The following is a 22,631-nucleotide window of genomic DNA, read 5'->3' as shown; positions in this document are numbered from 1 at the left end:
TCTCGGCTTCGCCGAGCCACCTCTACCCCCACATTCGTGGGGGAGAGGAAACCCAAGCTTTTGAAGGGCTGCGATCTCGGAGATTGGCATTTCCTCATCCCCATGAAATGGGGGGTCCGAAGGACGGGCGAGACCCGTGGCTCGCCCCGGCAAGGTGGCTCGGCGAAGCCGAGAAGGAGTGGGGTCAGCGCTGCCATAGGCGATTGGCCCAGCGCGCGGACAAGGCAAGCTATCCCTAAGCCTGCCCGCGCACAGCCTTCCGCAATCTCGAATGCCGCACCGGAGACGCTGTCTCGGGCCCCGGCACTGCCTCCGCAGCTTCCCCCTCATGCAACCCCACCCGCAGCGCCGCGCCCGCCAGATGGTCGCGCATCGCGGCTTGCGCCCCTTCGGCGTCGCCGGCACGGATCGCTCTCAGGATGCGCTCATGTTCGCCGAGCGTGATGCGGGCCATGTCGTCCGACTTTTGCTGGTTGCCGGCGGCGAGAATGCTTTCGCGCACCCGCTCGGACACGAAGACCAGGAATTGGCCCATGTAGGAATTGCGCGTCGCCTCGGCGACGGTGCGGTGGAATTCGAGGTCGCTGCGCAGCCAGGCGACGCTGCCATAGGGGGCGGCGCGCATGCCGGACAGCGCATCGCCCATGGCTTTGAGATCGGCGTCGCTGCGCCGTTTTGCGGCAAGGGCCGCCGCCTGCACTTCGAGGATGCCACGCAGTTCGAACAAATTGCGAAACGAGTCGGCGCGCTGCAGCGTCTCATGGTCGATGGTCAGCACCGTCGGGTTGTTGCTCTCGACCACGAAGGCGCCGCGCCCCTGCTGCGACCAGATGCGGCCTTCCGAGCGCAGCCGCGCGATCGCCTCGCGCACGACGTTGCGGCTGACGCCGAATGTGGTCGCCAGCGCCTGTTCGGCCGGCAGTTGGTCACCCGGCTTCAGGCGCCCTTGCGCGATCTCGCGCGAGATGGAACTGGCCACCAGAGTGGAGAGGTGTGGGCCGCGATTGACCTTGTCGAGTTTCAGCGTCATCGCTCACCTATAGTCGACGGCGGCGGCCGGCGCCAGAATGCGGCCGTTGCTCAAGATATGGCGCGGGTCGAATGTGTCCTTGATGCCGGCGGCGAGGTCGAGCGTCACCGGATCGATGCGTTCGAGGAACGCCTTCTGCTTGACCCGGCCGATGCCGTGCTCGGCGCTGATCGAGCCGCCATAGCGATCGACGACGGTGAAGATCTCGGCTTCCGCCTGCTCGAACAGATGTTCCATCGCCTCGATGCCCATGCCTTCCGGCGGCACGACGTTGAGGTGGATGTTGCCGTCGCCGACATGGCCGTAGGTGACGGCCAGCGCATCAGGCCGCGCCTTCTCCAAGGCGGCCAGCGCATCGGTGACGAAATCGGCAAGCCGCGAGATCGGCACCGAGACATCGGTGCGCAAATAGCGGCCGCCCCTGCCCTGCCGCTCGACCATGATCTCGCGGTAGAGCCACAACCGCTCACCTTGAGCCCTGGTCGAAGCGATGACGCCGTCCTCGACGATGTCCTCGACGCTGCCGAGAAACCCCAGCAGCATATTGGAGAGGTCGATCAGCCCGCCGGAGGACACCTCGATCAGCACATAGGCCGGGTAAGGCTGGCTGAGCGGATCGGGAAAATCCTTGCCCTCGCGCATGGTGATCTGGATGCCGACGCGCAGGATCAGTTCGAAGGCGGTGAGCAGGTCGCTACAATCGCGCCGGGCGCGGGCATAGAGCGCCATCGCATCCTCGACGGAGCGCAGGCCAACCAGCGCGGTTTCGATCTGCGTCGGCTTGGGGAATAGTTTCAGCGCCGCCGCGGTGACGATGCCCAGCGTGCCCTCCGAGCCGATGAAGATCTGCTTCAGATCATAGCCGCGATTGTCCTTGCGCAGCACTTTCAGCCCGTTCCAGATGCGGCCGTCGGCCAGCACCACTTCGAGGCCAAGCACCAGGTCCCGCGTCATGCCGTAGCGCAGCACGTTGAAGCCGCCGGCATTGGTGGCGACATTGCCGCCGATGCGGCAGCTGCCCTGCGCGCCGAAGGTGATCGGCAGCAGGCAGTCGCTCGCTTCAGCCTCGCGCTTGGCATCCTCGAGGATGCAGCCGGCCTCGACCACCATGGCGAAGTCGATCGGGCTGATCGAGCGAATCTTGTTCATGCGCTCCAGCGAGATGACGATCTCGCCGCCATCCGCCGCCACTGCGGCGCCGACGAGCCCGGTCAGGCCGCCTTGCGGCACCACCGGAATGCGCTCGGCATGGCAGAACCGCATCAGCGCCGACATTTCCTCCACCGAAGAGGGCCGCGCCACGGCCAGCGGCCGGCCGAAATGATCTCCCGACCAATCTCGGCTGTAGCGCGCCAGATCCACTTCCTCGGTCAGCAGCCCGCCATTCGGCAGCAGGCCGGCCAGGGCTGCGATCTGCGATGCGGAGGGTGGCGGCACGGCATTCATGGATTGGCTCTGGGCCCCTCGGCAAAACGGCTGGACAAATACCGGCGTTGTCGTGTTATCATACAACCCTGATTGAGAACATCAAGCGAGGCCATCTTGCCGCCAAGCGTTCGATGTGGATGATCAGACTCGCAAATCACAGAATTCGGAGGACTTCCCCAATGAGCGACGCCCCGGGCTTTCGCTATATGCACACCATGATCAGGGTGCTCGACCTCGACAAGTCGATCGCCTTCTACACCGAGGTGCTCGGCATGACCCTGCTTCGCCGCGACGACTACCCCGGCGGCAAGTTCACCAACGCCTTTGTCGGCTATGGCCCCGAGGACAAGGAAGCCGTCGTCGAGCTGACGCTGAACTGGGGCCGCGAGGAACCCTACGAGATCGGCACCGGCTTCGGCCATCTGGCGCTCGGCGTCAACGACATCTACGCCGTCTGCGCCGAACTGGAAAAGCGCGGCGCCAAGATCCCGCGCAAGCCCGGCCCGATGCAGCACGGCACCACCCACATCGCTTTCGTCGAAGACCCCGACGGCTACAAGATCGAGCTGATCGGCCTCGACACGATGTGATCCGATCGGGCCGGACCGCATCGGCCTCGCGCCGATGCGGTCCCGTCCTGTCCGCGCTTGCCTGGGAGGCGGGATCACTTGATGACCGCGATCTTGCTGCGGTCGATGGTAATGGCGACGGCAGCGATCAGCACCGCGCCGAACACCATGTTTTCCAGGAAGATATTGACGCCGACAAAGGTCATGCCGATGCGCACGATCGAGATGATCAGCGCGCCGACCGCCGTGCGGGCAACGCCGCCGAGCCCGCCGGTGATCGCCGTGCCGCCGACAATGACGGCGGCGATGGCCGGCAGCAGCAGCTGGTTGGCCAGCACCGGCGAGCCGCTCGACAGCCTGGCTGCCAGCACGACGCCGGCGATGGCCGCGAGCATACCCGACGCGGCAAAGGCGATGATCTTGGTGCGGTCGACATTGATGCCCGCCGCCCACGCCGCCGGCTCGCCGGCGCCGACCGCAATCGCCTGGCGGCCGAAGCGTGTGTAGCGCAGCGCCAGAAAGGCGGCGATGCCGATCACCGTCGAAATCAGCACCACCACGGGAATGCCGGCGACAGTGGCGTTGATCCAGGCGGTGTTTTCGCGACCAGCCTCCTCGATGGTGATGGCGCGGCCATTGGAGACCCAGAGCGCCAGGCCGGTGACCACGCCGCCGGTGGCGAGCGTCGCGACGAAGGACGGCACGCGTAACTTGACGTGAACGACGCCGCTCAACACGCCGAAGGCGAGCCCCGACAGGATCGCCACCGGAAAGGCGGCAAGGCCGAGCGAAGGCAGCAATTGCGCCAGGATGACGCTGGCCAGCGATGCCACCGCCTGGATCGACAAATCAATGCCGCCAAGCAGGATGGCGAAGGTGACGCCGGTCGCCAGGATGAACAGCACGGCAGTGTTGGCAAACAAAAGCGCCACGGTCTCGCCGGTCAGGAAGCCGGGCGCGGCGATCTCGATGATCAAAAGCAGGCCGACAAGCAGCACCAGCGGAATGGCGCCTTGCGTCCACTTGCCTTCGAAAACCCGCCTGATGGAGAACGCTTCATTCATCGGCTCACACCATTGCCCTGAGAAGATCGACCTGGTTCGGCTTGTTGCCCGGACTGGCATCGAAGCGCGCGGTGATTGCACCGTCGCGCATCACCAGCACCTGGTGCGACAGGCCGATCGTTTCCTCCAGCGTGTCGGAAATCAAAAGAATCGCCACGCCTTGCGCGGAGAGATCGCGCACCAATTCGTAGACCTCTTCCTTGGCGCCGACATCGAGCCCGCGTGTGGGATGGTCGAGCACCAGGATGCGCGAGCCCGCCGTCATCCAGCGCGCCAGCACCACCTTCTGCTGGTTGCCGCCGCTGAGCTTGCGGCAGGCGGCATCGGGACCGGGCGCCTTGATGCGCAGCCGCTTGATCCAGTCGGCGGCAAGCCGGCGCTCCTTGCCATAGTCGATGGCGCCATGGCGCATGACGCTGGAGAGATCGGCCAGCGAAATGTTCTCCGCGATCGACAGGAACATCACCAGCCCTTCGAGCCGGCGCTCGCGCGGGACATAGCCGATGCCCTTGCGCACCGCCGGTTCCGGCGAGGAGAAGCGCACGGCATCGCCGGCGATTTTCATCTCGCCGGCATCATGCTGGACGAAGCCGCCAACGGTGCGCGTCACCTCCTCGCGGCCGGAGCCGACAACGCCGGCAATGCCGACAATCTCGCCGGCCCGGATCGAGAGATCGACGCCGTGATAGTAACCGTTGGCGCCAAGCCCCTTGGCCTCGACCATCACGATATCGCGCGGCGCCAGCTGGCGAGCCTCGCGGTAATATTCGGCCTGCAGGCCGCGCCCGACCATGATCTCGTGCAGCTCCGGCGCGGTGACTTCAGCTGCGCGGTGCTCGGCGACGACCGCGCCGTCCTTCATCGTGTAGACACGGTCGGAGATGTTGAGCACCTCGTCGAGGCGGTGCGAGACGAACACAAAACTGGCGCGGGATTTAAGCGAGCGCACCCGCGCGAACAGCACCTCGATATCAGCGGCGTTGAGCACCGAGGTCGGCTCGTCGAGCAGGATCAGCAACTGCCGCTCGACCACTTCCTCCAAGGTCAGCGCCTTGGCGAGCTCGACCATCTGGCGTGCGGCGAAGGTGAGTTCGGAGGTGCGCGCGGTGACGTCGATGTCGATGCCGATCTTGGCCAGTTGCCGCCGCGCCGCCGCGTTCATGGCGCGCCAATTGACGAGGCCGAAGCGGGTGAAGCGGTCCTCTTCGCCGAGATAGATGTTTTCGGCAACCGTCAGGTTCAGCACCAGCGACTGCTCCTGGAACACCATGCCGATGCCATGCCTGGCCGCATCACGGGCGTTGCGCATGCGCAGCTGTTCGCCATCCAGCGTCAGCGAGCCGCTATCCGGCCGGTAGCCGCCGGCCAGCACCCGCATCAGCGTCGACTTGCCGGCGCCGTTCTCGCCGATCAGCCCGACAACTTCATTGGGCCGCACCTCAATGGAGACGTCGCGCAGCGCCTGCACGCCGGGGAAATTCTTGATGATGCTGGACGCCTGCAGCATGGCGTTCACTTGACGATTTTCAGGCGGACACGGTCGAGCGACAGCGCCACCGCGGCGATGATCATCAGACCCTGCACCGTCTGCTGGATGTAGGGCGAGATGCCGAGCAGGATCATGCCATTGGCAAGCACGGTGACGATCAGCACACCGATCAGCGTGTTGACGACGCCGCCCTCGCCGCCGGTCAAAGCGGTGCCGCCGACGACCACTGCGGTGACCGCTGCAAACAGCCTGCCGTCGCCGATGACGGCGTGCGACTGGCCGAGCTGTGCCGCGGCCAGCACGCCGGCAATGCCGAAGAAGAACCCGGCCAGCGCAAAAGCGGTGATGCGCACGCGCACGACATTGACGCCGGAGAGCTTGGCGACATCCTCATCACCGCCGATCGCCAATATGTGGCGGCCGAGCTTGGTGTGATACTGGATGACAGTGGCGAGCAGGAAGGCGCCGAACGCGACCCAGACCGCCACCGGCAGGCCGAGGAAACGGTGCAAGGCCAGGTCGCGGATCGAGGCGTCGTTCAGCTTGATGGCCGTGCCGCCCAGCATATAGACCGACAGGCCGAGGCCGATGAACCACATGCCGAGCGTGCCCATGAAGGACGGGATGCGCAGCATGGTCTGGATGAGACCGCTGACGAAGCCCATGGCGGTGCCGGCGGCGATGGCAGCGAGCACCGCCCACCAGCCATAGTCGTTGCCGTTGCCGTCATTGGCGGCGAGCAGCACAAGCACCATTGCCGCCACCGAAAGCGTGCCTTCGACTGCGAGGTCGATGCTGCCCATCAGGATGATGAAGGTCAGCCCCATCGCCAGCGTCAGCGGCACGGCGGCGGAATTCGCAAGCCGCACCAGATTGCGCAGCTCGATGAAATTGGGGTTGGCAATGGCGATGAGTACGCAGAGTACAATCAGCACCGCCAGCGGCGCCAGGCTGCGCCAGCGCCTGCCGCCCAGGAATGTGGCGATGCGGCCGGGGAACGATGCCATGGGCGTCGTCCGCTCTATGTCCGAAACGGACTTCAGGGGTTCTGTATGGATTGTCAAGAAACCGCTTCCCGTCTGCTGGTGACAGCCGTCGCGACAAGGGGATCGCGACGGCTGCGGGAGGAAGCGGGCCGCCAGGGAGTTGCAGCCCACTCCGATGGATCAGGTGCGGATTGCTCCGGTGACCCGGCCCCACAGATCGTTCCAGTCGATCTCGGGCTTCGCATCGACATTGGTCTTGTAATATTCCTCGACATTGTCGTGCGAGATCAGCACCGCCTTGCCGTAGAACTCACGGTGCTCCGGGGGCTCCTTGGTCGGGTCGAACTTGCCGATCTTGGCGTTGTAGCCGATGGCCAGACCCATGCCGCCCTGCCAGAACGGATCCGAAGTGACGGTGCAGGCGAACTCGCCGGTGCGCACCGCATCGACCGCCGTCTTGATGCCGTCGACCCCGACGATCGGCACCTTGCCGGCGAGATTTTCGGCACGCAGCGCTTCCAGAGCGCCCGAGCCCATATCGTCATTGGCCGCCCAGATGCCCTTGATGTCGTCGCCGAAGCGGGTGAGCAGATTGCCCATCAGGTCGAAGGCTTCGGTCGACTTCCAGTTGGCGACCTGGAAGTCGAGCAGCTTGATGTCCGGGTTGGCGGCAAGGGCTGCGTCGAGGCCCTTCTTGCGCTCGATCGCCGCCGTGGTCGAGATCAGGCCGCCGAGCGCTACGATGCCGCCCTTGCCGCCAATGGTCTTGAACAGGATCTCGGCGATGGTCTTGCCGCTGTCGATGCCGTCGAACTCGATATGCGAGACATAGTTCGGGTTGAAATCCTTCGGGTGCAGATCCCCAGGCTTGTTCCACTGCGTCACCACATAGGCGCCGGCCTTGGCGCAGGCCTCGACGATCGGGCGCGCATCGGGCGTGTCGTTGGGATCGGAATTCAGCACCATGTTGCCGCCGGTCTTGGCCAGCATCGCCTTGATGTCGGCAATGCCCTTCTCGCTGTTGCCTTCCGAAACCAGCGTGACGTGCTCCAGCCCGGCCCATTTGGCATACGCTTCGGCGCCGGTCTTCCACACCGCGTGATAGGGGTTGGACAGCGAGCGGATCGACGTCACCAGTGTCGGCTTGTCTTGCGCGCGCAGCACGCTCGGCATGGCGAGTGCCGCCACGCCGGCGGTGGCGCCCATCATCAGCGTGCGCCGGTTGACCGCAAAATTCTTCGTGTCGTTCATACCTCGAAACCTCCCGATTGAATTCTGTTCCGCCCGGCATCTTGCGCAGGGAGCGCGGCCGGGACCTCCTGGTGAGGATCGTCAAGCTCCTCCACTTGTACGACAACCCTTCAACACGATAACCATACCCTTTCTCTTGACGTGGCACAAGCGACTTGAGATCGTCGCGCGCAAGAGGAAGGGGCGGTGATTTTCATCGCCCGCCGGAGCATGATCCCTAGAAGGGGGAACCGGTTTTCTCGGACAAATCGAGAAACCGTTTTGTCCGGAGATCATGTTCCAACAAAGAGAACCCGGGAGTGGAAATGACGGATTACATCATTGTCGGCGGCGGTTCGGCTGGCTGCATTCTGGCCGCCCGGCTGAGCGAGGACCCGGACGTGTCCGTCATGCTGCTCGAGGCCGGTCCGCCCGACACCGATCGCTACATCCATCTGCCGGTCGGCTTCTTCAAGATGACGTCGGGGCCGCTGATCTGGGGCTATGACACCGCGCCCGGCAAGGAGATCGACGGCCGCACCATGGTCTATCCGCAGGCGCGTGTGCTCGGCGGCGGCTCCTCGATCAACGCCCAGGTGTTCACCCGTGGTTGCCCGCAGGACTACGATGGCTGGGCGACCGACGCTGGCTGTGCCGGATGGAGCTATGCCGACGTGCTGCCCTACTTCGTCCGCTCCGAGGGCAACGACACGTTTGCCGATGCGCAGCACGGCATTGACGGCCCGCTCGGCGTCTCCAGCGGTGCGCCGCATCCGCTGACCCGCATCTTCGTCAAGGCGGCGCAGCAGGCGGGCCTTCCTTTCCGCGCCGACTTCAACGCCGGTGAGCAGGCGGGCGCCGGCTTCTACCAGACGACGACGCGTCGGGGGAAACGCTCGAGCACGGCGGTCGCCTATCTGAAGCCGGCGCTCGGCCGCAAGAATCTGACGCTACGCACCGACGCCTCCGTCAGCCGCATCGTGGTCGAGAACGGCCGCGCCATCGGTGTCGAGATCATCGTCAACGGCCGCACCGAACTGCTCCGCGCCGAGCGCGAAGTCATCGTCACCGCCGGCGCCATCGGCTCGCCGAAATTGCTGATGCTGTCCGGCATCGGCCCGGCCGCGCATCTCGGCGAGCACGGCATCAAGGTGATCCACGATTCCAAAAACGTCGGCCAGAATTTGCACGATCACATGGACGTCGACGTCGTCGCCGAACTCAACGGCCCGCATGGCATCGACCGTTACAAGAAGAAACGCTGGCAGGCGGTTGCCGGTCTCGAATATGCGCTGTTCGGCAAAGGACCGGTGGCCTCCAACATCGTCGAGGCCGGCGGCTTCTGGTGGGGCGACCGCGCGGAGAAGACGCCGGACATCCAGTTCCATTTCCTGCCCGGCGCCGGCGTTGAGGAAGGCATCGGCTCGGTTCCCGGCGGCAATGGCTGCACGCTGAACTCCTACCATGTGCGCCCGCGTTCGCGCGGCAGCGTCACGCTCAAGTCCGCGGACCTGCGCGATGCGCCCATCATCGACCCCAACCCGTTCGCCGAGCGCTATGATCTCGAACGCGCCATCGACGGCATCGAGATCAGCCGCGAAATCCTGTCGCAGCCAGCCTTCGCCAGATACATCAGCCGCGAGCATCTGCCCGGCAAGGCGATGCAGGGGCGCTCAGCACTCGAAGCCTTCGCCCGAGAACATGGCCGCAGCGCCTATCACCCAGTCGGCACCTGCCGGATGGGCGGCGATGCCGGCAGCGTCGTCGATCCCGAGCTGCGCGTGCGCGGTCTGCAAGGCCTGCGTGTCTGCGACAGCTCGGTCATGCCGAGCATCGTGTCGTCCAACACCAATGCGGCAGTGGTCATGATCGCCGAGAAGGCGGCGGATCTGATTGCGGGGCGGATGCTGCCGGTGGCGTTAGCAGGACAATCGCATGTGGTGGCGCCATGCGATTGCCCTGCCTTGAGCACCTGTCGCTGAGCGCATAGCACTCGAACCCCACTAAAAACGACAGCCTCCCGCAGCGCCTTCAACCGGCGCTTGCGCAACCCACCAACCGACCGGAAACCCCCGGTTGCGGGCTCGTTGCCGACGCCTGCGTGGCGATGCGAAAGCGCTTTTGCGCCAGTTCCGCGATCACACCATATGAACCGATCCAAGCTCTGCTAGCTTGTGGGCGTGGGACTTGTCCCGCTTTGGCCGGTGCTTCAGGCAACCCCATCCCAACCCCCCGCCCCCTGCGGTACCGGCCATCCCCCTCCCCCTTTTGGCAGGCTTCTCGACCTGCCATCCTCAGCCGTCCCTGCCAACTTCGAGGTCGACGACGAGGCCTGATGCGTGGCATGCAAATCAAGACCATCGGCAGCGTATCGAGGGATTTCACATCGGCTGTCTGGACGACGTCCTGGAGAGCGACAGATCGGGGTCGAGCCGCTTCAGCTCCCGGTTGATGGCCGCCAGGCGCTCCGGTTCGCCTTCCGTGTTGCAGACATTGAGAGTAACGACGCGTAAGCGCATCAGCGAACCACCGCCGCGATGCGTTCCAACGTGGTGCGCGAAACGGCTCGGCCATCGGCGCGGTTCGGCTTGCCAAATGCCGCCATGCCGCCCATACACGGCTTGAACAACCGCCCCGAGGGTCCGCGCCCATTTTGCCAAAGGATACTCTCCGATGTCTGTGACGCCGTCCCCCTGGTCAAAGCCGTGACGGCCTCCCTCGCAAGCCTGGGCTGGACGGATTTCTTCGGCGACCAGCTTGAAGCCGATGAGGCAGACCTCGTGCCGACGCGCATCGCCTCGGTGCACCGCGACCGCCTGGCCGGCCTGTCCCGGGCAGGGCCAGTGGATCTGACGCTGCCGGCCAATGCCAACACCGGCGACTACGCCGTCGGCGACTGGGTGCTGGTCGAGCAGCATACACATCTGCTGCTCCGCCGGCTGACCCGCAAGACGGTGCTGGAGCGCCGTACCCAGGGCGGCAGGATCCCGCAGCTGGCCGCGGCCAATGTCGACACGCTGTTCATCGTGACGTCCTGCAATGCCGATTTCAACATCGCCCGGCTCGAGCGCTATCTCGCGCTGGCCAACGAGGCCGGAACGACGCCGGTGATCCTGCTGACCAAGGCCGACACCGCTGACGATGCCGAGAGATACCAAAGCCAGGCTACCGCCCTTCAGCGTGGTTTGCCCGTAGTGACGCTGAACCCGCGCGTCGCCGATGCCGCAGCGGCGCTTGCTCCCTGGTGTGGCGCAGGGCAGACGGTGGCGCTGGTCGGCTCCTCCGGCGTCGGCAAATCGACGCTGGTCAACACGCTGGCCGGAGCGGCGCAGCAATCGCCGCAACAGACTGCGGGCATTCGCGAGCACGATGCCAAGGGTCGCCACACCACCACGGCGCGGTCGCTGCACCCCATCGCCGGTGGCGGCTGGGTAATCGACACGCCGGGCATGCGCACGCTGCATGTCAGCGACGTCGCATCCGGCATCGACACGCTGTTTGCCGAAATCACCGAGCTCGCACCGCTGTGCAAGTTCCGCGACTGCACCCATGTCCACGAACCGGGCTGCGCGGTGCAGGCTGCGTTGAAGGCGGGTACGCTCGACCCTGAGCGCCTTGCCCGCTGGCGCAAGCTGTCGGAGGAAAACCAGGGCAACACGCCGGTTCAGAGCGGCCCGCGCGGCAACAAATCGCCTGCCGGGCGCCCGAAGCGGCGTTGAGAGGATAGGAATTGCGGAACGAGACGTCGGAGGCCCGGCATGTGCCGGGCCTCCCTTTTTTCACTCTCCGCGCATCGTTGCCTGGAAGGTCGGCAGGTGCTTCTGCTGCGCCTCCAGCATGCGCTCGCGGTAGACGCCGTAGATGACGTCGGTGTCGTGCAGCGTGACGCCGGCAATCGTCGGCGAGGCGAAGACCGGCAGTTCGATGCCGCGCTTGGCGAGCTGCTCGGCCGTGCGCGCGATCAGCTCATGCGCCAGGATCATGGCAAGCACCGTCGATGAGCCCGACACCGGCCGGCTCCAGCCCTCGACCGGCACGATGGCGTCCTCGATCGGCGAACAGGTGTCGATGACGAGGTCGGCGGCATCCGCCAGCCGCTTGCCGGACGAGTGCGTCGCCGGTTTGTCCAGATTGTTCTTGCTGGTGACAGCGACGACGAAGATGCCGCGCTTCCTGGCGTAGAGCGCGGTGTCGATGCCCGACGAGTTGCGGCCGCTATGGCCGAAGATGATGATCGAATCGCCCTTGTTGAGCGGCTGGTGGTCGAGGAATTTTTCGGCGTATTTTTCAGTTCGCTCCAGCCACAAAAGCTCGCGCACGCCGCCGGCGCCGAGCACATTGTGCCACATCACGCGCGGGTCGGTCAGGGGGTTGAATCCGACATAGCTGCCATAGCGCGGAAACACTTCCTGCACCGGCAGCACCGAATGGCCGGAGCCATAGAGATGCACCAGCCCGCCGCCCTCGAGCGAGTCGGCAAAGCGGCTGGCGGCCTGGCCAAAGGCCTCTTCATTGGCTTTCGCAGCCTGGTCGATGAGGGCGGCGAGACGGTGGATGTAGAGATCGGACACGTGGATACTCCTGTTTGCTGTGTCGGTCTGGAATGGATCAGCTTCTCGGGTTCAGCGGCACGCGTCCGGCGCGCAGCGTCGAGCGGATTTCGTAGCGGTCGCCGCGCATGATCGAGACGGTGAATTCGAACGGGCCGCGCTCGTCGGTGGTGATGCGTTCGACGACGAAGGCCGGGCTGCCGACGGCGAGGTCGAGCAGTTCGGCGTCCGCCGCGCCGACCGCGCCGACCCGGTAGTTCTCCCGCGCGGCCACCGGCACGATCCCGTAATGGCGCTCCAGCGCCTCGTAGAGCGAGCCCTGCAGCAGGCCGGCATCGAGGAAGCCCGGCACGCGCACCGCCGACAGCTGCGCCGTCTGGATGCCGATCGGCTCGTTGTTGCCGAGCCGCAGCCTGCGAATGCGCACCACCGGATCGCCCTCTTCGATCTCCAGCGCGCCGGCAGCCGCCGCGTTGGCGGTGGTCAGGCTGCAGTCGAGCAGACGCGAGCCCGCGACCACGCCCATATGGCCCATCTCCTGGGTAAAGCTGGTCAGCTCACGCGTGCCGGCGACCAGCGTGGTCGAGCGCACGAACGTGCCGCGGCCATGTTCGCGCCTGAGCAACCCTGCCTCCTCGAGATTGCGCAGCGCGTGGCGCAGTGTGATGCGGCTGACGCCAAACAAGGCGCACAGCCTGTCCTCCGCCGGGATCTGGTCGCCCGTTGCCCATTCGCCGCCCTTGACGATGGCACGGATCGCCTCCTCGACCTGATACCAGAGCGGCTCCGGCCGCCTGCGGTCCGGTTGCTGAAAGCTCGCTTCGCTCATCGCACCTGCCTCCACCCTTGCCCCACAGCGCCGGCCAGCGCCGCGCCGACAAGACCGGCGCGGGGACCAAACTTTCCAGGCTTGATTTCGATGCCGCGCAGATGCGGCGGCAGTTGACGCCGCAGCGCCGCAAGCAGCGGCGGCCGGATCACATCCAGCGCCTCCGCCAAACCACCCGAAATCAGCACCGCCTGCGGATCGAGCAGCGCGACGGCGCCGGCAAGCGCGGTGCCGAGCTGGCGCGCCGGCAGTTCCAGCAAGGTGAGTGCGGCGAGTTCGCCGGCCTGGGCAGCCGCGATCAACTGGCGGCCGTCGGCGAGCCCGATCTGGCCGGCAAGGCCATCGAGCGCGCGACCGGAAGCGACACGCTCCAGCCAGCCGCTGCGCTCCTCGCCATGATCCCTGACGTCGGCGCAGGCCCAGCCGAACGAGCAGGCGCCGCCATGCGCGCCGGCAACGATACGGCCATTGGCCAGCACCGCCGAACCGATGCCGGTGCCGATGGCGAGCAGGATCGCATCCGACATGTTCTTCGCACTGCCTTCGACGGCCTCGGCCAGCAGCGCGATCTGTGCGTCATTGCCGAGCGCTACGCGCAGTTTGGGAAACAGCGTCTGGATGTCGACGCCGTCGAGGAAAGCCAGGTTCGGAATCCAGCGGCAGACCGGGCCCTCGACCAGTCCCGGCACCGCGATGCCAAACGCTTCGACCGACCCGGCCTCCGCGCACAGCGCGTTGATACGCACAATGAACGCATCCAGCGTGGCCGGCGCCGGCTCGCTGCCCAGCGTCTCCAGCGCGCCGATGTCGCCGGTGGAGATGGCGGCGCGCAGATTGGTGCCGCCGAGATCGATGGCGAGTACCCGCGTCATCGACCGGACCCTTTGCCGAAGGGGAGCGAGAACAGGCCGCTGCCGGCATTCCACGAATGCGACGCCGTCGTGAAGGCTTGCGCATGGCGCGTGCCACGCAGGCAGCCGCGCAGCCGGTAGAGCGAACTGTAATAGTCGACATAGGGGAAGCTGCTCAGGCCGCGCGCCAGCTCATACTCCATGACCGCGTCGCGCCAGGCCTCGAACCCGTCGCTGACATCGACGAGATGCTCGGGCCGGAAGCCGTCATCGTCCTCCCAGTTCTCGCCGAACAGCAGCAGTTGCGGCGTGTGCGCCGGATGGTCGCTGGCAACGGTCGGCAGTCCGGCGAAGAAGATACCGGTCTTCGTCAAATGCGCGGCGGCGCGATGGTCCTTGTGCCAGCTGCCGTGCCAATGGGTGATGACGATCTCGGGTTTCAGCTCGCGAATGATGTCGCCCACTTCGAGCGCCGTCTGATCGTCTGTGGGCAGGAAGCCGTCGCGCAGGCCAAAGCTACGCATGGCGACGCCGAGCCGCTCCGCCGCGCTGCCCGCTTCCTCTTCCTTCTGCACGCAATAATGCGCGGGAACCAGGTATGGATGGCCCTGCTCACCCATGGTCAGATGCAGGAAGGTCACCGTGGCGCCGCGCTTGACGGCAGCGGCCGCCAGCGGCCCGGCCATCACCTCGGCATCGAAGGCGTGCGCGCCGACCACCAGGATCGATTTCGCCGCATAAATCCTGTCTTCGATCATTTCGTGCCCCCTCCGGTACCGACGCCTTCGCGAATCTGGCGCGCCAGCAGACAATACATGATCAGGATGGGCGCCATGGATATCGCCAGCGAGGCGAACACCAGACCCCAGTCGGTGCGGAACTGGCCGACGAAGACGCTGATCGCCAGCGGCACCGTCTTGTAGCGGTCGTCGAAGATGAAGATCAGCGGGAAGAAGAAATCGTTCCACACCGCGATCGCGGTGAAGATTGCCACGATCGACACCGCCGGCTTGACCATCGGCAGGATGATCTGGAACAGGATGCGCACCTCGCCGGCGCCGTCCATGCGCGCCGCCTCGTCCAACTCGGAGGGCAAGACGCGCATGAAATTGGCGAAGATGAAGACGGCGAAGGGAATGCGGATCGCCGAATAGACCAGGATCAGCCCGGTCAGCGAATCCAGCAGGCCGAGATTGCGCATCAGCGTGAACAGTTCGACCGAGGCGAGCCGGATCGGCAGCATGATGCCGGACAGGAACAGGCCGAGCATGATGGCATTCCAGCCAAGCTTGTAGCGGCTGAGCGGATAGGCGGCCATCGCCGAGACGACGATGGTGAGTATGACGGCGCCGCCCGTGACGATCAGGCTGTTGATGAAATTCTGGCCGAGATCGGCGCGCGTCCAGGCGTTGATGAAATTGTCGAAGGCAAAGCTTTGCGGCAGGCCGAGCCTGTTGTCGTAGATCTCGGCCGTGGTCTTGAAACAGGAGACGACAAGGATGTAGAGCGGCAACAGCACAGCCGCCGTCCATACAATCAGCACCGTCCAGCCGGGCAGCCGCGCCAGTTGCCGAGAGATGGCCGGCCTTTGCGAAATCGCCAGCGCGCTCATGGCTGCACCGTGCGGCGGTCGAAGAAGCGCAGCATCATGAGCGTGCCGATGCTGAGGATCAAGAACAGCACGGTGCCGAGCGCCAAAGCCAGACCGATATCGGTGATGCCGACAGCACCTTCCGCGCCGAAGCCCAGCCGGTAGAAGTACGTCACCAGCGTGTCGGTCGAATAGCTCGGATTGCCCTGCACGCCCTGCATGACATAGACGATGTCGAACTGGTTGAAGGTGTTGATGAACGACAAAGTCGTCAGCGTGCCCAGCGCCGGCATCAGCAGCGGCAGCGCGATCGAGAACAGCATGCGCGCATTGCCGGCGCCGTCAAGTTTTGCCGCCTCGAAAATCTGGCCGGAAATCTGCCGCAGACCTGCCGTGTAGATCAGCACCGGCAGGCCCATCCAGTTCCAGGCATCGACGGCGATCAGCATGGCGAGCGCGGTGTGGCTGTTGCCGAGCACGGTCAGGCTGCCCTGGTGCAGGCCAAGCCCGTTCAGCGCCCATTCGACGACGCCGCCCGGTGCCAAAAGCAACCGCCACAGCGCGCCGACGATGACCGGGCTCAGCACCGCCGGAAAGAAGAACACCGACTGGAAGAAGGCCGCACCCTTGTCGCGCAGGAACAGCAGCCAGGCAAACAACAGGCCGAGGCCATTTTGGAAGACCATGATGCCGAAGAACCAGGCGGTGTTGTGCCACAGCGCGCCGTAGATCCGCGCGCCGCTCGGGAAAGCGAACAGCCTTGAGAAATTCGACAGGCCGGCGAACTCGACCATGCGCAGCCCCTTCCAGACGAAGAAGCTGCCCCACAGCGACATCCCCAGGGGATAGAGGACGAACAGCGCATAGACCGCCAGCGCCGGCAGGATGAACAGCACGGCCATGCGCTGCTGCGTGCGGCGAAGGCTGCTGGTGCGGCGAAGGGTGCTCATGCGCTTTTCTGGTCCGTGAGAGGCCGGCCGCTTTTGCGACCGGCCGCGCCTACTGCTTCGGCTTGAACCAGGTGGCGACTGCGGCCTGCATGTCGGCCGCCAGCTTCTCCGGCGCGATGTTGCCTTCGACCATGTCGATGATCTCCGACTGCAGCACCGAAGACGCCGTCGGCGACTGCCAGCGGAAGCCGACCAGCGTCAGATAGGGCGTCGAATTCTTCGCCATCTCCATCATCGCGGCCAGCACTGGATCCTTCACCGTCACATCCGTGCGGGCCGGCGGCCAGCCGAGCTCGTCGGCGAACATCTGCGCGAACTCTGCCGAAGCCATGAAGCCCAGCACCTTGGTCGCGGCCTCCTTGTTTTGGCTCTCAGAGACCAGGCCATAGGAGCCGTCGGAGAAGGCCGAGGTGTAGAGTTTTGCACCGGCATCGTCGGCGGGGAACGGGAAGATCGAGAATTTCAGCTTCGGGTTCTGCGCCTTGAAGCTGCCGTTCTCGAACGAACCGCCGAGGAACATCGCCGCCTTGCCGCCGATGAACTGCTGCGTGGCGGTGGTGTAGTCGATGCCGGCGAAGCCGTCGGGGAAATACGGCTTCAGCTCGGCGAAGCGCTTCAGCGCCGCCACATAGCGCGGATCCTCGAAGGTCGCCTTGCCGCTCATCATCTCGTCGTAGAAATCAGGACCATAGACGGTCGGGCCGACCACGCCGACGGCGATCTCCAGCTCCCAGGCCGAGCCGTTGGCGCCGCCGGTGGCGATCGGCGTGATGCCGGCCGCCTTCAGCTTCTCGCAGACAGCGGTGAAATCCTTGTAGGTCTTGGGGATCTCGATGCCCTGGGCGGTGAAAATATCCTGGTTGTAGAAGACGCCCATCATCGGCACCGAGTAGGGCACGCCATAGAGCTTGCCGTCGCTGCGGCCGCGCGCGCCGCCAAGCGCCGCGTCCTCCATGTTCTTCAGCTCCGGCACGCTGTCGTCCAGCGCGTCGAGATAGCCGGCCTCGACGAAGGGCTGCAATTCGCCATAGGCCTTGAGCTGCGCGATGTCGGGCCCGCGGCCGCCCCGCAGCGCCGTGCTCAGCCGGTTCTGGTAATCGGCATCGGGCGTGAACTGGATGGCGACCTTGATGCCTGGGTTCTTCGCCTCGAAGGCATCGAAGATGCGGCGCATCGCTGCCTCGTCCTCGGTGCGCCAGCTCCACAGCGTCACCGTGCTGTCGGCGGCTCGCGCCGGCAATGAGGCGAAGACGCCGGCGCAGGCGGCGGCAAGGCCGCCGATCAGGCCAAGTGCTGCGCGCCGGTCAAGTGAAAGCATGCTCATTGCCAGTCTCCCATTGTTCTCTGTCCTTGGCGTCCCGCGGCGTTCCCGTGCCGTGAGAAGTCATTGGTTCGGCAAAAGTCATTATAACGACATAGCGGTATTCGCAAGAGGTCTGCTGCGCCTCAGGAATGGCGGCGTTGGCCCCCTCACGACATTGCAGTACCTGCATCCGTTTGTTTGCTAACGATAAATATCCACATTCCAGCGCCGCAAAGAGATCTGTGACCGTACCATGTGAGACTTTTTCGCCAGCAAGCCCTTGCGTCGCCGCGCTGACTTGTCATAACCTCATGTGAACCGATAGGGAGGATGAGGAATGTCGTTTGCCTGGACGTCGAAACTGGCACTGGCCGCAGGCCTCGCCATCCTGCCCGCCACGGCCTGGGCGCAATCGGTCAACATCTCCTATCTCACCCACTGGTCGCCGGAGACGGTGGCGCTGCTGGAAGCGGCGGCCAAGGATTATGCCAAGACCAATCCGGATGTCAGCGTCACCGTGCGCGCCGTCCCCTTCGGCGACCTCCTGACCACGCTGCGCTCGCAAGGCGGCGGCGCGGACGGCCCAACCATCGGCGGCATCTACGATCTCTGGTTGCCGGAACTGGCGCGCGACAAGCTGGTCGCGCCCGCTCCCGATGCGGTGGCCAGCGAGGTCATGGCCGCCTGGCCGGCGGGCATCACCAGCGCCGCCTCTGTCGGCGGCACGCTTTATGGCATCCCCAACGAAATCGACGTCTATGCGCTGAACTACAACAAGGCGCTGTTCAAGCAGGCCGGCATCGCGGCGCCACCCAAGACCTGGGCCGAATTCAAGGATGCGGCCAAGAAGCTGACCAACAAGGATGCGGGACAGCAAGGCTTCGGCATGATCAATTCATGGGCCGCCGGCGTCGTCCACCCCTTCGCCTCGCTGCTGGTCTCCAATGGCGGCGACCTGGTCAAGAACGGCAAGCCGGTGCTCGACAACCCGCAGGCCGCGGAGACTTTCCAGCTCTATGAAGACCTGATCAAGTCGGGCGCCAGCGTGCCTTCGATGGCGACCGCCGACGCCAACACCACCGGCCCCTTCCTCGACAATTTCGTCTCCGGCAAGACCGGCATGATCATCATGGCCAATTGGTGGGAGAGCGCACTGAAGGCCGGCATGGGCGACAGATTCGCCGACATTGCAACGGCGCCGATTCCCGTCGGCCCGAGCGGCGACAAGCCGCATTCGATCTCCTACTCCTGGATGACCGTGGTCAACGCCAATGCAGGTGCCGCCGAGCAGAAGGCGGCGTGGGACTTCCTCGCCTGGCTGAACAATCCAAAGTCCGGCAAGAACGGCGCTTCCGCGATGTCGGATATCCTCATGTCGATGGGCATCCTGCCCTCACGCCTCTCCGACATCGAGGCGCACAAGGACAAGCTCGGCTCGGAATTCCTCTCCGGCTATGTCAGCGTGCTCACCGACGCCAAGCCGTTCCCGGTGGTGCCGGGCGGCCAGGAATTCTCGGAATCGCTGCAGCAGACGCTCGAGGCGTTGCAGTATGGCCAGGTCTCGGCCAAGGATGCGCAGGCGACGGCGCAGGCCGACGCCATTTCGATCCTGGAGCGCGCCGCCAAATAATGATTCAGAGGTACCGTGCCTCGGCGGGCATCATGCTGGCGCCCGCCGTGACGCTGATCGGCATCTTCGTCCTGTTGCCAATGCTGCTCACCGTCTGGCTGTCGTTCCAGGACTGGTCGACGCAGACACCGTTTTCCAGCGCCGGCTTCGTCGGCGTCGACAATTTCCGCGAGATTTTTGGGGTCTCCTCGGTCGGCCGCGATTTCAAGGCCGCGCTCGCCAACACAGCCGTCTACACCGCGCTCTCCGTCGTCCTCATCCTGCCTCTGTCGGTGGCCTTCGGCCTGATGGTTTACCAGCGCGACGTCGCCGGCGGCACGGCGCTGCGCACGGTGCTGTTTGCCACCTACATGGTGCCGATGATCGCTGTCGCGCTGGTGTGGTCGAAACTCTATTCGCCGAGCGAAGGCCCTCTCAACCAGATGCTCGGCCTTATCGGCATCGGCCCGCAGCCTTTCCTGTCGTCGCCGCGCTCGGCGCTGATCTCGATCGTCTTCCTCAATGTCTGGCAGCAGGTCGGCTATTTCACCGTGCTGGCGATCGCCGGACTGACGCAAATCCCCGGCAGCCTGTATGAAGCAGCAAAGCTCGACGGCGCCAACCGTTTCGAGCAGTTCCGCTTCATCACCCTGCCGCTGATACGGCGCACGCTTCTGTTCAGCGCCGTCATCGCCATCATTAACGCCGTGCAGGTGTTCGAGCCGGTTGCCCTGATCACGCAGGGCGGGCCGGTCGGCTCGACCAATGTGCTGACCTACCACATCCGCCGCGTCGGCATCGAGCGTGCGCAGGGTGGACTGGGTTCGGCCATGGCGGTGATGCTGATGCTTTCGCTGATTGTCGTCGTCTGCGCGCTGTTTGCCTTCGCCAACCGGAAGAACGACGAATGAGCGCGGGATCGTCGAGCCGGCTGTCGCGCCGGCGCCCGTCGGGCCGCAAGGCGCTGCTGGCGACGCTGATGCTGCTGGTCGCCGTCGCCTCGGCCTTCCCGCTGGTATGGATGGTGCTGTCGAGCCTCAAGACGCCGGCCGAGAGCATGCAGGTGCCGCCGGTGTGGATCCCCCTTACGCCGAGCTTCGACGCCTATGAGAAGGTGTCGGGCGTGGTCAATGTCGGCCGCTCGATGTGGAATTCCCTGGTCATCGCCTCGATCACCACCGCCGGCATTCTGCTGACCAGCATGATGGCCGGCTACGCCTTCGCCAAATACCAATTCCCCGCCAAGTCGCTGCTGTTTTCTGTGCTGATCGCCACCATGTTCCTGCCGCCGATCGTGACGCTGATCCCGCTCTATCGCCTGGTCGGCTCGATCGGCCTCAACGCCAGCCTCGCCGGCATCATCGTGCCCAATCTCGCCAATGCTTTCGGCATCTTCCTGATGCGCCAGTTCATCTCCGGCGTTCCCGACGAGCTCATCGACGCCGCGCGCATGGACGGCGCCTCGGAGTTCTTGATCCTCTACAAGATCGTCGCGCCCAGCATCGCCCCCGCAATCGCGGCTCTGGCCCTCTTCGCCTTCGTCTACCACTGGAACAGCTATCTGTGGCCGCTGACCGTGCTGCAGGGCAATGCCGACGCCTATCCGATCGTCATCAGCCTGAGCCGCCTGCTCAGCTACAACAGAGGTGCGGTCAACACCGGCCTGGTGATGGCCGGCGCGACGCTGGCCGTGCTGCCGCCGCTCATCCTGTTCGTCTTCCTGCAGCGCTTCTTCGTCGATTCCATCGTCGGCTCGGCGATCAAGGGATAGCTCGCCTCACCCGAACCTTGCCGCCGTCCAAGCCCCACCCGCAGCATTCGACTCCACCGCCGCCGCCACAAACTTCACCCCGCGCGCGCCATCGACGACATCGGGCACCTGTGCCGCGCGCGCCGGATCAACCGTCCCGCCCGAACGGTGCGCGCGAATGATATCGGCGGCGTCGCGGTAGAAATTGGCGAAGGCCTCGATATAGCCTTCCGGATGCGCCGCCGGCATGCGCGACACGCGTTGGCTTTCCGCCGTCGAGCCATGGCCGCCGCGCACCAAAGTGCGGGTTTCCTCGCCATGGATGGAGAAGCGCAGTTCCTCCGGCCGCCCGCCCGACCATTCGAGCCCGGCTTTGTCGCCATAGATGCGCACGGAGAGATCATTGTAGTGGCCGGGCGAGGTCTGGCTGGCCAGGATCGTGCCGCGCGCGCCGCCGGTCCAGCGCAGCAGCACATGTGCATTGTCGTCGAGCCGACGTCCCGGCACGGCGGTGAACAGATCCGCCGACACCGCCTCGGCCTCGCAGCCGGAGATATAGCTCGCCAAATTGAAGGCGTGCACGCCGATATCGGCCAGCACCGCCGACTGCCCGGCGCGCGCCGGATCGGTGCGCCACTCCGCCTGCTTCTGGCCGTCGGCGTCGATCGGTTTGGTCAGCCAGTCCTGGATGTAGGCGCCGTGCACGGAAACGATCCGCCCAAGCGCACCCGCCGCCACCATCTCGCGCGCCTGGCGGACCATGGCGTAGCCGGTGTTGTTGAGGGTGACGACAAAGCGGCGCTTCTTCGCCTTCGCCAGCGCCACCAGCGCCTCAGCGTCGGCCAGCGTCGTCGACAGCGGCTTGTCGCAGATCACGTCGATGCCGGCCTCGAGAAAGGCCGTGGCAATCGGCGCGTGCAGATGGTTGGGCGTGACGATGACAACCGCCTCGATACCATACGGCCGCGCGGCTTCGGCCTGCGCCATCTCGCGATAGTCGGCGTAGCTGCGCTCGGGCGCGATGCCGATCTCGGCGGCCGAGGCGGCGGCGTTCTCCGGGTCCGACGACAGCGCGCCGGCGACCAGTACGATCTGGTCGTCCAGGCGCATGGCGAGCCGATGCACGGCGCCGATAAAGGCATTGCGCCCGCCGCCGACCATGCCGACCCTGAGCCGCTTGCCCGCCGATCCGTCCGATGTTGCGTAGACCATTTCAAACTCCTCCACCTGTGGCTTCGTCATCCTGGGGCGTAGCAAGGAGCGCAGCGACGCAGCGCAGACCCCAGGATCCATGCCGTGACATCAGAGCGATGCTACGGTGCAGAACCTTCTCGTCCGCTGCATTCCTCGACCATCGTCACGGCATGGATCCTAGGGTCTCCGCGACGGAGCTTCGCTCCTG

The 22,631-nt window shown here is 65.3% G+C and carries 21 protein-coding genes; 6 read left to right on the top strand and 15 right to left on the bottom strand.

What is annotated here, in order from left to right:
* Window positions 1–235 precede the first annotated feature (235 nt).
* Window positions 236–1,030 carry a FadR/GntR family transcriptional regulator gene (locus tag NLY42_RS12780; protein ID WP_023754300.1) on the bottom strand — a complete coding sequence of 265 codons (795 nt, stop codon included), beginning with the start codon at window positions 1,028–1,030 and terminating at the stop codon, window positions 236–238.
* Window positions 1,031–1,033: 3 nt separating this feature from the next.
* Window positions 1,034–2,476: an FAD-binding oxidoreductase gene (locus NLY42_RS12775; protein ID WP_023754299.1), complete on the bottom strand. Its 1,443-nt coding sequence runs from the start codon at window positions 2,474–2,476 to the stop codon at window positions 1,034–1,036.
* A gap of 161 nt (window positions 2,477–2,637) precedes the next feature.
* Here NLY42_RS12775 and gloA point away from each other — a divergent pair, with 161 nt between their 5' ends.
* Complete coding sequence (gene gloA / locus NLY42_RS12770; protein WP_019856614.1) at window positions 2,638–3,048, top strand: lactoylglutathione lyase; 411 nt, start codon at window positions 2,638–2,640, stop codon at window positions 3,046–3,048.
* Between the two features lie 74 nt (window positions 3,049–3,122).
* Here the strand turns inward: gloA and NLY42_RS12765 are convergent, their stop codons facing one another.
* The 4 genes from NLY42_RS12765 to NLY42_RS12750 all read right to left on the bottom strand — a co-directional run bounded on the left by NLY42_RS12765 (window position 3,123) and on the right by NLY42_RS12750 (window position 7,817).
* Window positions 3,123–4,091: an ABC transporter permease gene (locus tag NLY42_RS12765; RefSeq protein WP_023683139.1), complete on the bottom strand. Its 969-nt coding sequence runs from the start codon at window positions 4,089–4,091 to the stop codon at window positions 3,123–3,125.
* A 4-nt stretch (window positions 4,092–4,095) separates the two neighbouring features.
* A complete protein-coding gene (locus NLY42_RS12760) occupies window positions 4,096–5,598 on the bottom strand; it encodes a sugar ABC transporter ATP-binding protein (RefSeq protein ID WP_023754298.1) in 1,503 nt (500 codons plus the stop codon).
* A 5-nt stretch (window positions 5,599–5,603) separates the two neighbouring features.
* A complete protein-coding gene (locus NLY42_RS12755) occupies window positions 5,604–6,587 on the bottom strand; it encodes an ABC transporter permease (protein WP_023754297.1) in 984 nt (327 codons plus the stop codon).
* A 159-nt stretch (window positions 6,588–6,746) separates the two neighbouring features.
* Window positions 6,747–7,817 carry a sugar ABC transporter substrate-binding protein gene (locus tag NLY42_RS12750; protein WP_023683136.1) on the bottom strand — a complete coding sequence of 357 codons (1,071 nt, stop codon included), beginning with the start codon at window positions 7,815–7,817 and terminating at the stop codon, window positions 6,747–6,749.
* Window positions 7,818–8,122: 305 nt separating this feature from the next.
* Here NLY42_RS12750 and NLY42_RS12745 point away from each other — a divergent pair, with 305 nt between their 5' ends.
* Window positions 8,123–9,778 (top strand): GMC family oxidoreductase, encoded by a 1,656-nt coding sequence (locus NLY42_RS12745; protein ID WP_023754296.1) that lies wholly within the window; start codon window positions 8,123–8,125, stop codon window positions 9,776–9,778.
* A gap of 399 nt (window positions 9,779–10,177) precedes the next feature.
* On the opposite strand, the gene NLY42_RS12740 is transcribed toward NLY42_RS12745, so the two are convergent.
* Entirely contained in the window at window positions 10,178–10,315 is a 138-nt protein-coding gene (locus tag NLY42_RS12740; protein ID WP_023754295.1) for an endonuclease/exonuclease/phosphatase family protein, read from the bottom strand.
* Window positions 10,316–10,489: 174 nt separating this feature from the next.
* Here NLY42_RS12740 and rsgA point away from each other — a divergent pair, with 174 nt between their 5' ends.
* Complete coding sequence (gene rsgA, locus NLY42_RS12735) at window positions 10,490–11,515, top strand: ribosome small subunit-dependent GTPase A (RefSeq protein WP_023754294.1); 1,026 nt, start codon at window positions 10,490–10,492, stop codon at window positions 11,513–11,515.
* 60 nt (window positions 11,516–11,575) lie between these two features.
* Here rsgA and NLY42_RS12730 read toward each other — a convergent pair whose 3' ends face one another.
* From NLY42_RS12730 to NLY42_RS12700, 7 genes are read right to left on the bottom strand one after another with little or no spacing between them, the layout of a single operon-like run.
* Window positions 11,576–12,367 carry a sugar isomerase domain-containing protein gene (locus NLY42_RS12730; protein ID WP_023700933.1) on the bottom strand — a complete coding sequence of 264 codons (792 nt, stop codon included), beginning with the start codon at window positions 12,365–12,367 and terminating at the stop codon, window positions 11,576–11,578.
* A 37-nt stretch (window positions 12,368–12,404) separates the two neighbouring features.
* Window positions 12,405–13,175, bottom strand: a complete 771-nt coding sequence (locus tag NLY42_RS12725; protein WP_023754293.1) for a GntR family transcriptional regulator — start codon at window positions 13,173–13,175, stop codon at window positions 12,405–12,407.
* Window positions 13,172–14,047, bottom strand: coding sequence for an ROK family protein (locus NLY42_RS12720; protein ID WP_023754292.1), 876 nt, complete (start codon window positions 14,045–14,047; stop codon window positions 13,172–13,174). The genes NLY42_RS12725 and NLY42_RS12720 overlap by 4 nt, the downstream gene beginning before the upstream one ends.
* A complete protein-coding gene (locus tag NLY42_RS12715; protein ID WP_031244697.1) occupies window positions 14,044–14,784 on the bottom strand; it encodes a PIG-L deacetylase family protein in 741 nt (246 codons plus the stop codon). The genes NLY42_RS12720 and NLY42_RS12715 overlap by 4 nt, the downstream gene beginning before the upstream one ends.
* Complete coding sequence (locus tag NLY42_RS12710; protein ID WP_023754290.1) at window positions 14,781–15,638, bottom strand: carbohydrate ABC transporter permease; 858 nt, start codon at window positions 15,636–15,638, stop codon at window positions 14,781–14,783. Before NLY42_RS12710 ends, NLY42_RS12715 begins: the two co-directional genes overlap by 4 nt.
* Window positions 15,635–16,567, bottom strand: coding sequence for a carbohydrate ABC transporter permease (locus NLY42_RS12705; RefSeq protein WP_031201325.1), 933 nt, complete (start codon window positions 16,565–16,567; stop codon window positions 15,635–15,637). Before NLY42_RS12705 ends, NLY42_RS12710 begins: the two co-directional genes overlap by 4 nt.
* Before the next feature lie 49 nt (window positions 16,568–16,616).
* Window positions 16,617–17,891 carry an extracellular solute-binding protein gene (locus tag NLY42_RS12700; protein ID WP_023754288.1) on the bottom strand — a complete coding sequence of 425 codons (1,275 nt, stop codon included), beginning with the start codon at window positions 17,889–17,891 and terminating at the stop codon, window positions 16,617–16,619.
* Window positions 17,892–18,207: 316 nt separating this feature from the next.
* Here NLY42_RS12700 and NLY42_RS12695 point away from each other — a divergent pair, with 316 nt between their 5' ends.
* From NLY42_RS12695 to NLY42_RS12685, 3 genes are read left to right on the top strand one after another with little or no spacing between them, the layout of a single operon-like run.
* On the top strand, window positions 18,208–19,500 hold the full coding sequence (locus NLY42_RS12695; RefSeq protein WP_023754287.1) for an ABC transporter substrate-binding protein: 1,293 nt from the start codon (window positions 18,208–18,210) through the stop codon (window positions 19,498–19,500).
* Window positions 19,500–20,390, top strand: coding sequence for a carbohydrate ABC transporter permease (locus NLY42_RS12690; RefSeq protein ID WP_023698623.1), 891 nt, complete (start codon window positions 19,500–19,502; stop codon window positions 20,388–20,390). The genes NLY42_RS12695 and NLY42_RS12690 overlap by 1 nt, the downstream gene beginning before the upstream one ends.
* Window positions 20,387–21,250 (top strand): carbohydrate ABC transporter permease, encoded by an 864-nt coding sequence (locus tag NLY42_RS12685; RefSeq protein ID WP_023754286.1) that lies wholly within the window; start codon window positions 20,387–20,389, stop codon window positions 21,248–21,250. The genes NLY42_RS12690 and NLY42_RS12685 overlap by 4 nt, the downstream gene beginning before the upstream one ends.
* Before the next feature lie 6 nt (window positions 21,251–21,256).
* Here the strand turns inward: NLY42_RS12685 and NLY42_RS12680 are convergent, their stop codons facing one another.
* Complete coding sequence (locus NLY42_RS12680; protein WP_023754285.1) at window positions 21,257–22,441, bottom strand: Gfo/Idh/MocA family protein; 1,185 nt, start codon at window positions 22,439–22,441, stop codon at window positions 21,257–21,259.
* Window positions 22,442–22,631 lie beyond the last annotated feature (190 nt).

It is taken from the genome of Mesorhizobium sp. C372A (assembly GCF_030323245.1).
Lineage (GTDB): Bacteria > Pseudomonadota > Alphaproteobacteria > Rhizobiales > Rhizobiaceae > Mesorhizobium.
Note: the sequence above shows the minus strand (reverse complement) of the source record. Positions and strands in the feature narration are given on the sequence as shown.

What these genes read in the sequence shown, in the direction of transcription:
- NLY42_RS12680 (WP_023754285.1), bottom strand. Translation starts at nt 22,441, where the DNA reads ATGGTCTACGCAACATCGGACGGATCGGCGGGCAAGCGGCTCAGGGTC.
- NLY42_RS12775 (WP_023754299.1), bottom strand. Translation starts at nt 2,476, where the DNA reads ATGAATGCCGTGCCGCCACCCTCCGCATCGCAGATCGCAGCCCTGGCC.
- NLY42_RS12710 (WP_023754290.1), bottom strand. Translation starts at nt 15,638, where the DNA reads ATGAGCGCGCTGGCGATTTCGCAAAGGCCGGCCATCTCTCGGCAACTG.
- NLY42_RS12720 (WP_023754292.1), bottom strand. Translation starts at nt 14,047, where the DNA reads ATGACGCGGGTACTCGCCATCGATCTCGGCGGCACCAATCTGCGCGCC.
- NLY42_RS12725 (WP_023754293.1), bottom strand. Translation starts at nt 13,175, where the DNA reads ATGAGCGAAGCGAGCTTTCAGCAACCGGACCGCAGGCGGCCGGAGCCG.
- NLY42_RS12705 (WP_031201325.1), bottom strand. Translation starts at nt 16,567, where the DNA reads ATGAGCACCCTTCGCCGCACCAGCAGCCTTCGCCGCACGCAGCAGCGC.
- NLY42_RS12690 (WP_023698623.1), top strand. Translation starts at nt 19,500, where the DNA reads ATGATTCAGAGGTACCGTGCCTCGGCGGGCATCATGCTGGCGCCCGCC.
- NLY42_RS12765 (WP_023683139.1), bottom strand. Translation starts at nt 4,091, where the DNA reads ATGAATGAAGCGTTCTCCATCAGGCGGGTTTTCGAAGGCAAGTGGACG.
- NLY42_RS12685 (WP_023754286.1), top strand. Translation starts at nt 20,387, where the DNA reads ATGAGCGCGGGATCGTCGAGCCGGCTGTCGCGCCGGCGCCCGTCGGGC.
- NLY42_RS12700 (WP_023754288.1), bottom strand. Translation starts at nt 17,891, where the DNA reads ATGAGCATGCTTTCACTTGACCGGCGCGCAGCACTTGGCCTGATCGGC.
- NLY42_RS12755 (WP_023754297.1), bottom strand. Translation starts at nt 6,587, where the DNA reads ATGGCATCGTTCCCCGGCCGCATCGCCACATTCCTGGGCGGCAGGCGC.
- NLY42_RS12750 (WP_023683136.1), bottom strand. Translation starts at nt 7,817, where the DNA reads ATGAACGACACGAAGAATTTTGCGGTCAACCGGCGCACGCTGATGATG.
- NLY42_RS12760 (WP_023754298.1), bottom strand. Translation starts at nt 5,598, where the DNA reads ATGCTGCAGGCGTCCAGCATCATCAAGAATTTCCCCGGCGTGCAGGCG.
- NLY42_RS12745 (WP_023754296.1), top strand. Translation starts at nt 8,123, where the DNA reads ATGACGGATTACATCATTGTCGGCGGCGGTTCGGCTGGCTGCATTCTG.
- NLY42_RS12740 (WP_023754295.1), bottom strand. Translation starts at nt 10,315, where the DNA reads ATGCGCTTACGCGTCGTTACTCTCAATGTCTGCAACACGGAAGGCGAA.
- NLY42_RS12695 (WP_023754287.1), top strand. Translation starts at nt 18,208, where the DNA reads ATGTCGTTTGCCTGGACGTCGAAACTGGCACTGGCCGCAGGCCTCGCC.
- NLY42_RS12715 (WP_031244697.1), bottom strand. Translation starts at nt 14,784, where the DNA reads ATGATCGAAGACAGGATTTATGCGGCGAAATCGATCCTGGTGGTCGGC.
- gloA (WP_019856614.1), top strand. Translation starts at nt 2,638, where the DNA reads ATGAGCGACGCCCCGGGCTTTCGCTATATGCACACCATGATCAGGGTG.
- NLY42_RS12780 (WP_023754300.1), bottom strand. Translation starts at nt 1,030, where the DNA reads ATGACGCTGAAACTCGACAAGGTCAATCGCGGCCCACACCTCTCCACT.